The following is a 14,825-nucleotide window of genomic DNA, read 5'->3' on the forward strand; positions in this document are numbered from 1 at the left end:
GTCGCATGGAAAGAAAGTTCGCGAGATCGTTAGGTAATCGTGATACTAGATCACCATGAATACCGATTGGTCGGTTCCGGCCCCTGTGTCCAGGAAAGGTCCGCGATAGGCGGAAATGATCATCGCGTTGGCGCACACCCGCAGGGGGCGGCCCTGCCATTGCCCGCGGGTGGGAGACGGCCGCCCCGAAATGATTTCGGGGCGGCCGGTTCTGGCGGAGTCGCGGTTAGATGTCGTCACGGCGGTTGGTGTCGGAGCGGCGGATACACTACTCAGGATCCCGGGGCCGGCATGTACCGCCTGCCCCGAGGCGCCGTCATTTCGACCGTACGAAGACCATCGGCTCGATTGGGGCATCGCCCAGTGGCCGGATCGTCATGCCCCGTCCGTTCGAGTGGATCTCCACGACGAGGTCGAACGTCGGTCCCGTGCCGTCGCAACTTTCCAGGTAGCCGAATCCCTTGTAGAGATTTCCACTCCCGGAGACGTCGAAGACCCGGCATCCTGGAGCGGGGCTGATCGCGGTCGCCCTGAAGCGCGACGGACTCACCTCTCCTACCCCCAGGGCGGCCGGCTGACCACCGAGGCTTCCCTCCCATCCGCCCACGATGGGAGCCGACTCGTCGGCACGTGCACTGCTCGGTGTTTGGACGACCCCTGTTTCCGCCGGTGCCGGGGTGGCGGCGAAGGCGCCTGCGGGCGTCCCGGCGAGATGCCCGAGCACCACGAGGGCGCCGATAGTGGCCGGCCGAATGAATCGTCGGACCGTGGGACTGGCTGCCATGAAACACGAACCTCCAGGATCTTTGGCTGCGTCGCCGGTGGAGTCCCCAATTTAGGCAACTGCTAGAGCGAGTCTCGTCCATTTGACTCGTCGGCGAGAAGACTGACCCTAATCAGAGTAGCGCGTCGATGACCGGCGATGGGGTTAAATGCATATAGGAAAGACATCCTATCTAATTGTTCTTCCGTGCCACGTAATTGTCGATTAGTGCCAGATCTCTGCGGTTGTCACTGAGCGTCAATTCCTCGTGACGCAACGCGTCATCGATCGTGGATTGGCGAGATGAATTCTGTCGGATCGGCCTAGCGCCTCTTGACGAATCACAGCGTGGTGTGGGTGGCGAGTGCGACCTGGTCGCCACCACCATGAGTCCGCCGAGCAGCAAGATCCCTATCCCGTCACTGACGATGTTGGAGGCGACCATGGTGGCCTCGACATGCGCCGGGGCGCAGGCGGTCAGTACTCCAGTTCGGGGCGCAGGGGCCCGCCGACCTTGTGGAGGTGCAGCAGCACTTGGGCGTAGGAGTGGAAGATGCCGGTTTCGTAGTAGGCGACGTCGTGCTGGGCGCAGAAGGTGCGTATGAGCTTCTGGGCGTGGCGCAGGCTGGGTCGTGGCATGGAGGGGAACAGGTGGTGTTCGATCTGGTAGTTCAGCCCGCCGAGTGCGAAGTCGGTGAGCCGGCCGCCGCGGATGTTGCGTGAGGTCAGCACCTGCCGGCGCAGGTAGTCGGTCTTGTCGTCCTTGGTGAAGATGGGCATGCCCTTGTGGTTGGGCGCGAACGAGCACCCCATGTACAGCCCGAACAGTCCCTGCTGGACGATGAGGAAGCACACGGCTTGGCCGGGGGATAGGACCCAGAACAGGGCGGTGAGGTAGCCGCTGAGGTGGGCGGTCAGCAGACCCGCCTCGGCGAGTTTGGTCGCCTGGGAGCTACCGGTGCGGGTGAGCAGTGCGCGTACGCCGGCGATGTGCAGGTTGAGGCCTTCAAGAAGCAGCATGGGAAAGAAGAGCCACGCCTGGTGGCGGGCCAGCCAGGCGCCCGGTCCGCGGCGGGCGCGGGCGTGGTCCTCGGTGAAGGCGATCGCGCCGTCGGCGATGTCGGGGTCGCGGTCGATCTGGTTGGGATGGGCGTGGTGCCGGTTGTGCTTGGAGATCCACCAGCCGTAGCTGAGCCCGACCAGCAGATTGCCATGCAGGCGGCCGAGCAGGGTGTTGACTCGCTTGGACCCGGAGATCTGCTGGTGACCGGCGTCGTGCCCGATGAACGCGGTCTGGGTGAACATGACCGCGAGGAAGACGGCGACCAGCAGCTGCCACCACGACCGCCCGATCAGGGCGAACACGGTCCACCCGGCGGCTAGCAGGAAGAGGTTCACCACGATCTTGACGCAGTAGTAGCCGGGTCGCCGTCTCAGCAGCCCGGTCTGTTTCACTTCGCGGGACAGTTCGGCGTAATCGCTGCCGCGCCCGGTCGCAGGCAGGTCCCGGAGATCGGTCGCCGGCATCATGTCGGCTCTGACGGTGTCGAAGACGATTTCTCTGCTCCTTCAGCGGTGACGAGATGACCGGAGGTGTGGCCGGGGGCGGTTGTTCAGACCGCGCGCCCGTGGACGTAACACCATCTCCGGGCCGGCCCTGGCGGCAGTGCACTTGCCACGGGATGGTCGGTCTCTTCGTAGTGCGCGAGCGCATGCCGACGGGGTGAATCGTCGGAGCATGCCACCCACCCACACGTCAGGCACACCAGCAGGCCGGCCCATTCCTCGCGGACGGTTTGGCACTGGCGGCAGGTCCTCGACTGGGGGGTCACCGGCAAGAGCGCATCCAGGTGCTCACATCTGGGTGCCGACCCGTTCAGGCTGACCGCTCGCGCATCCAGGATCATGCCGGATCTATCCGGGGTCATCGCAGTTCCCTCATCAGCGCTCATTGGCTGGGCTGGGTGGCGGCTGGTTGATCTCTTCAGTCAACATCCCGTCCGTCAGGGCGGAAACAGGCAACCCGAGCAAGCCTCATCACCTGCCCCGATGGCGAAGTGCCGTCGAGCGCGCGCAGTGGGCGAACCGGCATCGTTGGCCCCCCGGGGGAGAGAGACGTCACTCACCGGCAGAACCTCACCACAGGCCTGGATCGCGACCTGCGATGCGTGCGAACCTGTACGTGAGGTACGCGAGCCGACCTGGGATGCTGGGCGGAGTGGAAACCGCATGGGCGGTGTCCCGGCAGTGAGCGGAGGTGGCGGGCGTGGAGCTTCGTCAGCTTCGGTACTTCGTGAGCCTGGCCGAAGAGCTGCACTTCGGGCGCGCGGCCGCACGGGAGCACATCGTGCAGTCGGCGTTGAGCCAGCAGCTGCAGCGACTGGAGCGCGAACTCGGCGTACGGCTACTGGAACGCAGCACCCACCATGTCGATCTGACGGCGGCGGGAGCGGTGTTCCTGGTCGAGGTCCGGCAGATCCTCGCCCATGTCGAGCGGGCGGCGAAGGTCGCCCGTAGCGCGGCCGAATCATCTCCGCGGCTGCGCGTGGGCATCATCGACGCCAGCTACGACTCGATGCCGCAGATCCTGCACGAGGTCCAGGCCCGGTTTCCCGACCTGGTGATCCACCAGGTCGAGGTGAGCGTTCCCGAGCAGTACCAGCAACTCCTCGACGGCCGTCTGGACGTGGGCATCGGCCGGGCCGCCATGGCCCCGCCCGGAGTCGCCTCGCACCTGTTCCGCCAGGACCCTCTGGGCGTGCTGGTGCCCGACGGTCACCGCTTCAGCCTTCTAGACGGTGTGCCGGTCGCCACGCTCGCGCAAGAGCCACTTCTGCTCGCCGAGGACGCGCAGGCACCGGAGTTCAACCAGTTCGTCGTCGAGATGTGCAGGTCGGCCGGGTTCACGCCCGCCGTCTACGAAGGCACCGTGGAGAGCATCCGCGCCGCCGCCGATCTGGTCGCCGGCGGACGGTGCCTGTACTGCGTGCCCTCCTCCTGCATCTCCTCCCTCCCCGGCACCATCTGGCGACCGCTGATCGAACCGGTATCCCACTACCCCTGGTCGATTCTGTGGAGGGCGACCGACACCTCCGATCACGTACGCGCCATCATCACCTGCGCACGCGCAATGTCACAGCGACTGGGCTGGCTGCCGACCCCGGAACAAGAGGCCGGGCACGACGATGAGGTCGCAGGAGGCATCAAGTCGTAGGCATGCGGCGTGCGGAAACCCGGAACGATGCTGCGGGCGGCGCAGATGAGGTGGGCCGGACCGATTGCGCCCGCCGTTGCGCGCGTCGGCGTAGCCGGGTGGCGCCTTGCCGCAGGTCAGGCCGGCCAGGAGGGCCGTGCAGCGGCCCCTGCGGTGTCTGACAGTTCCGGCCGCAGCTCGACTGGGGTGTGGCGGCGCGAGCTCGTCCACCGATCTACTGCCTGCCACCACACTGTTCCCGTGCCGGGATCGGAAGGCGTTCGGTGATGTTTCGCGTCAGCGCCACTATGGGCCGGTCAGCGTGGGACATCGGCGCAGATGGTCCTGCTTGTGCAGTTCTCCGACCACGAAGTCGGCGACGTCGGCGCGGGAGATGTGGGAGCGCCAGAGCAGTTTGATCCGTTCGGCGGCGCGATATCGGCCGGTGGCCAGACCGCCGGTGAGTCTGGCGGGCCGGACGATGGTCCAGTCCAGCCCGCTGTTGCGTACGGCTGTTTCCTGGTGCTCCTTGTCGGCGTACTCCGCCCGCCACAACAGGGGCCGCAGAACATGCTCGAAGACCAGGCCGGAGCAGCCACGGCTGTCGCCCACGCCGTGCGCGCTCACCCATACAAGGCGCGGCACCTGGTGGGTCTTCATGGCCTCGATGACAGGCTCGAGGGCAGGGTGCCGGAACATGCCGGCCGGGGCCTGCTTGCTTTGACCGACCGCGCCGACCACCGCGTCGTGCCCGGGGATCACAGCGGTCACCGAGGCTGTGTCGAGGACATCGCCGGTGATGACCGTCAGCCGCTCATGTCGCTGATCCAGCCGTCCCGGCATGCACACGAATTCGGTGATCTCGTGTCCGTCTCGCAGCGCGGTCTCGGAGATGGACCGGCCGAGCGGACCGGTGGCGCCGAACAACAGAATGCGCATCAGCTTCTCCAGACTTACGTGGCCCGGAATCAGCGGGCGGCGGACTCGATGATCCGTTCGCTTCGCTGGTGGTCGTGTAAGCGGCGGCCCTTCCGCCTGAGTGAAGGCGATCACCGGGGCGAACCGCGCCGAGCCGTGCGGCGAGCAGGCGCCGGGTGACAGGCCGGATCGGGTCGCGTCGGGTTCGCCTCGGCCTAGCCCCGGCCTCTTCCTGCCCAGGGCCGGCGACGGTCAGGGCTCCTGCGGTCGTCATTGGGCGCGGGGTCGGGGCCCGGAGGTTGCACGAGGGTCTGCGGCTCCTCATCGATGACGTCTTGGCGGCTGCGGGCGGCCGGCCGGTTCATATGTGACCGGTTCCATATCAGATGGCTGCGGGCGGCCGGCCGGTTCGAGCGTGACCTGGTGCGCGTCAGCAGGGGTAGCACGAGCCCGAGAGCGCCGGCGAGCATCAGGATGACGCCCACTATGTGTAGATCGAGGCCGCGTACGGACCCGGTCACGGCGAACGTCAGGATCGCCCCGACAACGAGGAGGGCGATCCCGCCGGCGGTGGGCATCAGCTGTCGCCTTTTCGGGGGCCGGGCTGTGGGGGCGGGGGTGCGGTTGGTGGTGTCACCTGCGGCCTGCCCAACGACCGGAGCGCCGGCCGCTGTTCTGCCCGGTGACCAGGTGGTAGGCGAGCAGGAGGACCGCGGCGCCCGCGATGGCGGTGATCCAGGTGGAGAGGTTGAAGAATCCCTGCACGCCGTCGACGTCGAACAACTGCGTGGCCAGGAAGCCACCCAACAGTGCTCCGGCGACCCCGATCAGGGTGGTGATGACAAGTCCTTGGGGGTCCTTGCCGGGGACCAGCATTCTGGCGACCATCCCGGCCACGAGTCCGAGAATGATCCAGGCGATGATGCTCATGACCGAACTCCTAGAGCAGCGAATCGATGTCTGCTGGGGCGCGGTCTTCCGGACCGGTCGAAGCAGGGGCCCGATCGTCCGCAGGAACGTGGGGGCCGGGCTTTCGTGCTCGTTCACCCCTGAGCCAACCCTGCCCGTACCGCGTGGGAAACAGCCGATCCCGGAAGGGCCCATCACCACAACCGATCACCCCACGACCGGCTGTGCCCTGGTGTATGTGGAAATCATCCGCGCGCCGTGGTGCAGGCTTCACCGACTATGAAACCCCCGTTTCAAGCGCACCTGTACTCACGTGGCGTTTGCACCCGGTTGGCCGGCTGATCCCGCTGCCTGAGGTTGGACGGCTCCATCGTCGACGCCGCCAGCGGGGCGCGCGGATTGGTGGCCGGGGATGCGGAGGATGAGCATGGCCATGTCGTCGTCGGCCCGGCCATCGGTGTAGTCGATGAGCGTGGTGGTGAGTTGGTCCAGCATCTGCTGGGCGTCAAGGCTGGTGGTATCGGCCAGCAGGCCGATCAGGCCTTTCTCCTTGAGCATGTCACCGGCTGGGTTGCGGGCTTCGGTTGCGCCGTCGGTGTAGAGCAGTAGCGCGTCGCCGGGCCCGAGGTCGCACGCCTGGGTGGACAGTTCGACATGGTCGAAGACGCCCAGGAGCAGGCCAGGTCGGCCGATGGGGGTGACGGTGCCGTCGGCGCGGCGTAGTAGCGCGGGCGGGTGCCCGCCCAAGCTGACCAGCCCGCGTGCCCCTTGTGTCCCGTGATTGTCGGAGGGGCGGATCGCCACGCATACCGCGGTCAGGAACCGGTCGCTGATCTGCTGGTGGACCAGGGCGTGATTCAGTCGGGTCAGCACCGTGGCGGGGTAGGGGTGCTGGGTGGCCTCGGCGCGCACGGTGTAGCGGGCGAGCGCCGTCACTTTTGCCGCCTCCAGGCCGTGACCGCACACATCGCCCAGCACCGCGCACCACCACTGGTCCCGGGTGGGGAACAGGTCGAAGAAGTCTCCGACCACCTTGACGTCGCCGGCCGCCGGTAGGTACACCGCAGCGGCCTCCAGCCACGGTGGGCAGGCGATCACCGGCGGCAGCAGGCTGTCTTGGAGTGTGCGGGCCAGCGCGGCCGATACTTCAGTGGCGCTCTCCAGCTCGCTGATCCGCAGGTGGGCTTGGTCCAGCGCCTGGCGCAGCGCGATCGAGTTGCTGACCGCTCGCGCCAGCGTCGCCAGCCCGCGTGTCTGTTCCGCCGTCCACGGCCGCGCTCGGTCGTCGACCACTGACAATCCGCCCAGCACCTGCCCGGACACAGAGTGGATCGGGTATCCCGCCCACGCCCCGATCCCCAGCTCCCGCACCGCGGCCAGGTGAGCGATCCGCGGATCGCCGGCGGCATCCTCGACGATGAGCTCACGGCCGGTACCGATCAGAAGATGACAGGGGCTGTCACCCACCGGGTTCTCCCAAGCTCCCGCCTCTGCCGGTTCACTGGCCCCTTCAACGCGGTCCGATACCTCCACGGCCGACACCCAAAATGAGCGCCGCGCGTCCACCAACGTGATGAACGCCCGCCGTGCCCCGGTCAGTGACGCTGCCAGCACCGCCAGATCGTCCAGTGATTCGACGGGTCCGGTGTCCATCAACCCGGTCGCGGCCACCGCCGTCAGCCGTGCCGGATCGAACACCTGCGCCGGTAGCACCGGCACGTCCGCTCCGCTCGCCACCACCAGCGGCCTGATCACCTCGACCAATCAACACCCCTCACAGCCATCCACTTTCGGGTCAACCCACCTGATCGCCCAAAGAGTATGCCGCCCGGTAGTGACCGGGCCGAGAGGGGATCGGACGCGTGGATGCTGACGAACCGAGGCTCCGGGAGCGAGAAGCCAGGGGCCGTCGGCCAGGAGGTAGGCGGTTACGCCGCGCGGCGGTGTAGGCGAGCACGAGGTGCAGGTTGCCGTACATCGCGATCTGCTCGGGCGTCACCTGGCCGTGCGGTTCGACGTCGGCCGCCGCCCGGGTGAGGGGGCGCGGTCGCGGCCGGGATCGTATGCAGGCCGCGTAGCGGCAGGTTGTCAGGCATGTGCGCGTACTGGTACCTGGGTATGACAGTTTGCGGGGAAGCTGATCCCGATGGAGAGGCCGCCGCACGGGCGCGCGTGTGCGGTGATGTCAGCGCCGTGCGCTGTCGCGATGGCGCGGACGATCGAAAGGCCGAGGCCGTGGTGGCCATCGCTGCGCGCTGTCCGTTCGCCGAGCCGCTGGAAGGGCTCGAAGAGCGGGCCGACCTGCTGCGGGGAGATGACCGGTCCGGTATTGATCACCGAGACGAACGCTCGCCCGGCCCTGGTCTCGGTCGCGACTTCCACGTGGCCGCCGGTCACGTTGTGGTGCACGGCGTTGTCGACGAGATTGGCGATCAGGCGTGCGGCCAGCGCGGGGTCGCCCGCGGACGGGGCGGGCGCGATCCGGGTATCGATGCGCACGCCGCGCGCGTCCGCCTCGAATTGTGATGAGTCGAGGGCCTGACGGGCGAGATCGGACAGATCGAAGGGCTCCTGGCGGTCGAGACCACGCTCGCTGCTGGCCAGCGTGAGCAGAGCTTCCAGCAGCCGCCCCTGGTCCTTGCTGATCGCGACCACTCGCTCCGAGGTCGCCCGGTAGGACTCCAGCGTGGCCTCACGGTCGGTGAGTGTCTCCTCGAGGAGCGCACGCTCCAGGGTGAGCGGCGTGCGCATTTCATGTGCGGCGTTGGCGACGAAGCGCTTGTGCGCGTTGAGGGCGGTCTCCAGACGGCCGAGCAGGCCATCGACGGTGTCGGCGAGGTCTTTCAGCTCATCGCGGGGTCCTGTGACGGCGAGCCGTTCGTGCACGTTACGAGCGGAGATCTGCTGGACCGTGGCCGTCATCGTGCGCAGTGGCCGCAAGACACGTCCGGCGACCAGCCAGCCCAGCGCGATCGAGATCATCACCATGATCGCGAGAGCGATCCCGGACTGCGTCAGTAGCTCGCGCAGCTGTGCTCCCTTGAGTCGGTTCAGATTCTCGCGGATTTCCGGCCCTCTGTCGTCGTACACAATGACGACCCACTTGGCGCGGCGCATGAGCCCGTAAGTGATCGTGAGAAGGACCGCACCGGAGATCGTGAAAAGTGCGCCGTACAAGGCCGTGAGACGCATGCGCACGGTCCAGAGTGAAAGATGAGGGGAGACGCGTGGGCGGAGCAGGTCACGAAGGCGCATGGGCATCACATATCCGGTAACCGCCCTGCTGGACGGTCTCGATCACCGGTGGCGGGCCGAGCTTGGACCGCAGCCGGTTCATCGTGGCCTTGACGGTGGTCGTGAACGGGTCGGCCGCCTCGTCCCACACCCGTTCCAGCAGCTCCTCGGCGGACACGACACGGCCGTCGGCCCCGAGCAGGTACTCCAGAACCGCGAACTCCTTCGGGCTCAGCGCCAGGCGCATTCCCGCCCGGGTCGCGATCCGCTGCGCCGAATCCAGCCGCAGATCACCGCGGACGAGGACCGGCGGCAGCGCCGGCTGCGCCCGGCGGCCGAGCGCCCGGACCCGGGCAACGAACTCAGCGTACGCGAACGGCTTCGGCAGATAGTCGTCGGCGCCGAGGCTCAGGCCCGACACCCGGTCGGCGATCGTGCCGGAGGCGGTCAGCATCAGGACGCGGGTACGGCGCGTCCGGCTCACCAGGGAGCGGCACACATCGTCGCCGTGGACGGCGGGCAGATCCCGGTCGAGGACGACGACGTCGTAGTCCAGCAGCGAGGTCCGCTCGATGGCCGCCTCGCCGTCGTGAACCACGTCGACGGCCATGCCCTCGCGGCGCAGGACCCTCGCCACGGACGCCGCGAGCTCGGCGTGATCCTCGGCCACCAGCACTCTCATCGTGTAATCAGACTAACCACTGCCGCGGTCACAGCCGGGTCACAGGAGCTCTGACCGTGGTGTGACCGCCCGTTGCCTAGAAATGGCCTCCAGCGCCCATCCACTGACGCGAAGGAGACCATCGCATGTCCAAGGCGAAGCCGAAACGGGCCCTGGCGCTGCCGCTGGTGGCGCTCGCGATCTTCCTGCCGGTGCTCGCGGCCTGCGGTGAATCGGACGACTCTTCCGGCGGTTCGGGCACGGCAGCGGACGGTGGTGCCACTGGTAAGGACAACGACCAGTATGTGAAGTTCGCGCAATGCATGCGCCAGAACGGAGTCCCGGAGTGGCCTGACCCCATTGACGGGACGAAGTTCCGTCTCAAGCTGGGAACCGTTGACCCCAACTCGCAGCAGTTCAAGGCCGCGTCGCAGGCATGCAAGTCATTGGCGCCGCCGGGATGGGACGGCTCCCGGCAGGACCCGGCCAATCAGGCCCGCGCGCTGAAGTACGCGCAGTGCATGCGCAAGAACGGGGTGCCTCAGTTCCCCGACCCTCAGGGCGGAGCACTGGACCTGGGTGACATCAATCCCGACTCGCCGCAGTTCAAGGCCGCGGCGCAGAAATGCCAGTCATTGCGGCCGGCGGGTGGTGGGGGATGAGCACCGATGTCAATGAGGCCGGTATGCCCGGTGCCGAGGACAACGCCCCCGGCATCCCGGTTCCGGACCGCCGGAAGCCGCGCCGGCGCAGACGGCCGAAGGTGCTCGCCGGGACGGGCGTCCTGGTGCTGCTGGTCGCCGCGGGTGTCGCCGCCGCCGTCATGGATCCCTTCGATGACGAGGACGCCCAGCCCGCGTCCTCGACCGATGGCACCTCGCTGGCGGCCGTACGGGAAGGACCGCTGTCCACGCAGGTGACGCAGAGTGGGACGCTCTCGTACGCGGCCCATGGTGACGGAACCCCGTACGCGGTGGTCAACCAGGCCGAGGGCATCTACACGTGGGTCCCCGGCGAGGGCAAGGAGATCGACTGCGGCAAGACCCTCTACCGGGTGGACGAGAAACCGCTGGCGCTGATCTGCGGCGGCACACCGGCTTACCGCGCTCTGTCGGAGGGCGACAAGGGCCGCGAGGTGCGCGACCTCAACGAGAACCTCGTGAGACTCGGGTACGCCGAGAAGTCCGAGCTCGATCCCGACTCGGACTACTACGGATCGGAGACCGCGGAGGCGGTCACCGAACTGCAGGACGAGCTGGGCGTCGAGGAAACCGGGAGACTGAATCTCGGGGACGCCGTATTCCTGCCCGGTCCGCTCCGGGTGACGAAGGCGATGGCCAAGGCCGGAACGCGGGCGGCGGCGGGAGCCCAGGTGGCCCAGACCACCTCGGCCAGGCGCCAGGTGACGGTGGAACTCGACCCCGGTCAGCAGACCCAGGTCAAGGTCGGTGACCGTGCCCAGATCACGCTTCCGGACAACAGGACGACCCCGGGCAAGGTGAGCCGCATCGGGACGGTCGCGAAATCCGGTGACGACAAGAAGGACACGTCCGGCTCCACGATCCCGGTGTACATCACGCTCACGCGTCCCAAGGACGCGGGGAAACTGGACGAGGCCCCGGTTCAGGTACAGATCACAACCGACGGGGTCAAGAAGGCGCTGACCGTCCCGGTCACCGCGCTCATGGGCAAGGCCGGAGGCGGCTACGTCGTCGAGGTGGCCGACCCTGCGGGTGGCCAGCGGCGCCGTCCGATTCCCGTGACGCTCGGCATGTTCGACAACGACAACGGGCTCGTGCAGGTATCCGGGGACCTGTCCGCCGGCGATCAAGTGGTGGTGCCGGCCTCATGAGCACGACTCACGATCAACACGGCCAGGCTCCCGCGCTCGAGCTGGAAGGCGTCACCAAGATCTACCAAGGACAACCACCCGTGCCCGCGCTGCGGGGCGTGAGCTTCACCGCCCGGCATGGTGAGCTGGTCGCCATCGTCGGGCCGTCGGGGTCAGGGAAGACCACGCTCTTGCACGTCATGGGGACGCTGGAGCGGCCCACGGACGGGCTGATCCGGATCGACGGAGTCGACGCGGCGGGGCTCGGCGACCGGCAGCTCGCGGCCTTGCGCGCCCGCTGCATCGGGTTCGTCTTCCAGCAGTTCTTCCTGGCCGAGCACTCCACCGCCCTGGAGAACGTCGCGAACGGCCTCCTGTACGCGGGCGTCGAGGTCGGCGAGCGACGGCGCCGTGCCGCTGACGCACTCGATCGTGTCGGGCTCGCGCATCGCCGCGACTTCCGTCCCACGAAGATGTCCGGAGGTGAGCGCCAGCGCGTGGCCATCGCCCGCGCACTGGTGGGCAGGCCGGCGATCGTGCTCGCCGACGAGCCGACGGGCAACCTCGACAGCACTACGGGAGCCTCGATCCTCGAGCTGCTGCGAGAGCTCAACGCCGATGGCGCGACGATCATCGTGATCACGCACGACGGTGACCTGGCCGCGCGGCTGCCTCGCCAGGTGCACGTTCTGGACGGCCGGATCGTCTCCGACGACGGCCCCGGCTCGTTCGCCGGCTCGGGTGCGTACAGCAGGCCAGGAAAGGTGGAGTGACATGCGGCTCCCATCCCATCTCGTGCCGGCACGCTTGCGCGCCGGAGACCAGGCCCGGGTGGCGAGCACCGGGCTGCGTGCCCGGCCACTGCGGGCGGGGCTATCCGCGCTCGGGATCGCGATCGGCACCACGGCGATCGTCGCGGTTCTCGGGCTGTCGTCGTCGTCCCAGGCCGGTCTGCTGGCGGAGATCGACCGGCTCGGCACGAACCTGCTGACCGCCAAGACCGGCCAGAGTTTCACCCAGGAGGAAGCGGTCATGCCGGTCGCCGCGCCCGCCCGGGTGTCGCGGCTCGGGTCCGTCGAGGAGGTGGCACATACCGGCACGGTCAGCGACGCGAAGGTGTACCGGAGCCCGTTGATACCTCCGATCAACACCAACGGGCTGAAGGTCCAGGCGGCGAGTTTGAACCTGCCGCGGGTGGCCGGCGCCGGCGTCGCCCATGGCCGCTGGCTCAACGAGGCGACGGCGACGCAGCCTGCCGTCGTGCTCGGCGCGGCGGCCGCGGAACGACTGGGGATCAGCCGCGTCTATCCCGGGCAGCGAGTGTGGCTGGACGGGCAGTGGTTCTATGTCGCCGGGACTCTCACCCCGGCGACGCTCGCGCCGGACATCGACACAAGCGCCCTGGTCGGATATCCGGCGGCGCGGCGCTACCTCGGCCACACCAGCATGGCCCGCGGCAGGCTGGCGGACGGCCCGCCGAGCACGCTCTACGTACGGTCGGAGACCGACGCGGTCGGCGAGGTGCAGTCGGTGCTCGCGCAGACCGCGAACCCGGAGGCGCCGAACGAGGTCGACGTGAGCCAGCCCTCCGATGCGCTCACCGCGCGTGCCGCAGCGAAGGGAGCGTTCAACAGCCTGTTCCTGGGACTCGGCGTGGTGGCGCTGCTCGTAGGGGCGGTTGGCGTGGCCAACATCATGATCATCTCTGTCCTTGAGCGCCGCTCGGAGATCGGCCTGCGCCGCGCGCTCGGGGCGACCCGGGGACAGATCCGCACGCAGTTCCTGTCGGAGGCGATCATGCTGGCGGTCCTCGGTGGTGTGGTCGGCGTGGCCGCCGGGGCCGTGGCGACCGCGGTGTACGCCGGCGTCAAAGATTGGCCGGTCGTCATTCCCGCCGAGGCGTGGGCGGGCGGTATCGGCTCGGCCGTCGTCATCGGCGCGATCGCCGGCCTGATGCCCGCCCTGCGCGCCGCCCGGCTCTCACCGACCGAGGCCCTGCGTACGACCTGACCCTTGGTCGGTGAGTTGCGGCGAATCCACCCCTGGCGATCTTCAAATGGGTGGATTCGCCACGAGTCAGCATGCCGCTCGGCCGGATCGAACGCCGCCAGGTCCTCGGAGGACTGATTAACGAGTACGAAAGAGCCGCTACCGAGCCACGGCGAGCACTCCGAAAGTGCATCGGCTTGCGGTGACAAATGCCGGCTGGCCCTTCACCGACCAGCCGGCCAGACAAAAGCGCTTCACCAAACGTCAAGAATGCGCTATTGTATCCCTTGGTGTGCCGGGAAGCCTGGTCGGCGATGTAGGACGTGCTGCAAGAAGCACGTCTCCGACCTGGAAGGCTGATGAGCGGATGCACGCACACCTCCGGATACGAGTATCGCAGCGCATCGCGCCCTCACCGCGGTCCCATCGTTTCCAGCCCGGACCGCATCCCTGCCTGCTCTCGGTGTTTCCGTTCCACGATACGCAATGACCGCTTTCGGTCACGTGTGCGTTAGCTGAGCCACTCGCTCATCTCTTTCTTCACAGGCCCGCGTTCCGCGCGATGGGCCTGGTCGACCATGCCATTAACGCAGAAAAGCGTATTCACATGAGCGAATTCTTTGATGCTGCCCTGAGTTTTCCAGCGGTTCTGTTCAGTTTCGCGCTGCTGGTGGTCGCCGGGTACTGGGCCGTGGTCCTGCTCGTGGGCCTGGGATTCGACGCCCTTGACGCCGATGCCGATACAGGGGCCGGCGCCGACGTCGAGGGCGGCGGCTTCGGCGGCTTCCTGGCGGCCTCGGGGCTCGGTGGTGTCCCGGCCACGGTGACGCTGTCGCTGCTGATCTGCATGGCCTGGTTCGTGAGCCTCACGGGTTCGGTGCTGGTCCGCGGCGTCGGCGGCGCGGTGGTGCACGCGGTGCTGGCCGTCGCGGTGCTGTTCGCCGCCTTGGCGGCGGCCTGGCTCGGCACGCGGACGCTGGTCGTGCCGCTGCGCCGGGTGTTCCCGAGCGTGGCAGAGCCGTCTCGGCGGGACTTCGTGGGTTTGATGTGCGTCATCCGTACCGTCCGGGTCGGGCCCGGCTTCGGCCAGGCCGAGGTCACCGCGGCCGACGGCTCGTCGGCGATCGTGCAGGTCCGGCAGCCGAGCGCGGACCTGGCGGGAGGCGCGGACGGTATGGGCCTCACGGCGGGCAGCACCGCACTGATCTTCGACTACGACGCGGCCGGTGAGTGCTTCTGGGTCATGCCCTACGAGGCACCGCCACCTCTGGACGGCCCGGCCACCTGATCCCCGCGCCCCTTGCCCATCCCCCCAATAGACAGGGAT

15 protein-coding genes are annotated in these 14,825 nt (G+C 68.0%); 6 read left to right on the top strand and 9 right to left on the bottom strand.

All coding sequences use genetic code 11. The features are described from left to right. Positions 1-316: 316 nt before the first annotated feature. From HKK72_RS14585 to HKK72_RS14595, 3 genes are all read right to left on the bottom strand, one after another. Positions 317-784 (bottom strand): hypothetical protein, encoded by a 468-nt coding sequence (locus HKK72_RS14585; protein WP_187234890.1) that lies wholly within the window; start codon positions 782-784, stop codon positions 317-319. 456 nt (positions 785-1,240) lie between these two features. Further along, a complete protein-coding gene (locus HKK72_RS14590) occupies positions 1,241-2,293 on the bottom strand; it encodes an acyl-CoA desaturase (RefSeq protein WP_315987253.1) in 1,053 nt (350 codons plus the stop codon). Positions 2,294-2,376: 83 nt separating this feature from the next. Then, positions 2,377-2,715, bottom strand: coding sequence for a UBP-type zinc finger domain-containing protein (locus HKK72_RS14595; RefSeq protein WP_222720708.1), 339 nt, complete (start codon positions 2,713-2,715; stop codon positions 2,377-2,379). 314 nt (positions 2,716-3,029) lie between these two features. Between HKK72_RS14595 and HKK72_RS14600 the strand changes: the two genes are divergently transcribed. Beyond that, positions 3,030-3,977 carry a LysR family transcriptional regulator gene (locus tag HKK72_RS14600; RefSeq protein ID WP_187234891.1) on the top strand — a complete coding sequence of 316 codons (948 nt, stop codon included), beginning with the start codon at positions 3,030-3,032 and terminating at the stop codon, positions 3,975-3,977. Between the two features lie 285 nt (positions 3,978-4,262). On the opposite strand, the gene HKK72_RS14605 is transcribed toward HKK72_RS14600, so the two are convergent. The 6 genes from HKK72_RS14605 to HKK72_RS14630 form a co-directional block, all read right to left on the bottom strand. Further along, positions 4,263-4,895: an NAD(P)-dependent oxidoreductase gene (locus HKK72_RS14605; protein WP_187234892.1), complete on the bottom strand. Its 633-nt coding sequence runs from the start codon at positions 4,893-4,895 to the stop codon at positions 4,263-4,265. A 194-nt stretch (positions 4,896-5,089) separates the two neighbouring features. Continuing rightward, positions 5,090-5,452 (bottom strand): DUF6458 family protein, encoded by a 363-nt coding sequence (locus HKK72_RS14610; RefSeq protein ID WP_187234893.1) that lies wholly within the window; start codon positions 5,450-5,452, stop codon positions 5,090-5,092. 55 nt (positions 5,453-5,507) lie between these two features. Further along, positions 5,508-5,804: a GlsB/YeaQ/YmgE family stress response membrane protein gene (locus HKK72_RS14615; protein ID WP_187234894.1), complete on the bottom strand. Its 297-nt coding sequence runs from the start codon at positions 5,802-5,804 to the stop codon at positions 5,508-5,510. A 288-nt stretch (positions 5,805-6,092) separates the two neighbouring features. After that, entirely contained in the window at positions 6,093-7,538 is a 1,446-nt protein-coding gene (locus tag HKK72_RS14620) for a GAF domain-containing SpoIIE family protein phosphatase (RefSeq protein WP_315987256.1), read from the bottom strand. Positions 7,539-7,871: 333 nt separating this feature from the next. After that, positions 7,872-8,975 (bottom strand): sensor histidine kinase, encoded by a 1,104-nt coding sequence (locus HKK72_RS14625; RefSeq protein ID WP_261986824.1) that lies wholly within the window; start codon positions 8,973-8,975, stop codon positions 7,872-7,874. A gap of 49 nt (positions 8,976-9,024) precedes the next feature. Then, entirely contained in the window at positions 9,025-9,699 is a 675-nt protein-coding gene (locus HKK72_RS14630; RefSeq protein ID WP_187234896.1) for a response regulator transcription factor, read from the bottom strand. 125 nt (positions 9,700-9,824) lie between these two features. Between HKK72_RS14630 and HKK72_RS14635 the strand changes: the two genes are divergently transcribed. The 5 genes from HKK72_RS14635 (at position 9,825) to HKK72_RS14655 (ending at position 14,786) form a co-directional block, all read left to right on the top strand. Continuing rightward, the gene (locus HKK72_RS14635; RefSeq protein ID WP_187234897.1) at positions 9,825-10,340 is read left to right on the top strand and encodes a hypothetical protein; all 516 of its coding nucleotides are present in this window, start codon (positions 9,825-9,827) and stop codon (positions 10,338-10,340) included. Beyond that, positions 10,337-11,530 carry a peptidoglycan-binding protein gene (locus HKK72_RS14640; RefSeq protein WP_187234898.1) on the top strand — a complete coding sequence of 398 codons (1,194 nt, stop codon included), beginning with the start codon at positions 10,337-10,339 and terminating at the stop codon, positions 11,528-11,530. Before HKK72_RS14635 ends, HKK72_RS14640 begins: the two co-directional genes overlap by 4 nt. Then, positions 11,527-12,282 carry an ABC transporter ATP-binding protein gene (locus tag HKK72_RS14645; protein WP_187234899.1) on the top strand — a complete coding sequence of 252 codons (756 nt, stop codon included), beginning with the start codon at positions 11,527-11,529 and terminating at the stop codon, positions 12,280-12,282. Before HKK72_RS14640 ends, HKK72_RS14645 begins: the two co-directional genes overlap by 4 nt. A gap of 1 nt (position 12,283) precedes the next feature. Further along, a complete protein-coding gene (locus tag HKK72_RS14650; RefSeq protein WP_187234900.1) occupies positions 12,284-13,519 on the top strand; it encodes an ABC transporter permease in 1,236 nt (411 codons plus the stop codon). A 586-nt stretch (positions 13,520-14,105) separates the two neighbouring features. Then, a complete protein-coding gene (locus HKK72_RS14655; RefSeq protein ID WP_187234901.1) occupies positions 14,106-14,786 on the top strand; it encodes a hypothetical protein in 681 nt (226 codons plus the stop codon). Positions 14,787-14,825: the final 39 nt, after the last annotated feature.

Origin of the sequence: Actinomadura sp. HBU206391 (assembly GCF_014323665.1) — a bacterium.
Lineage (GTDB): Bacteria > Actinomycetota > Actinomycetes > Streptosporangiales > Streptosporangiaceae > Actinomadura_C.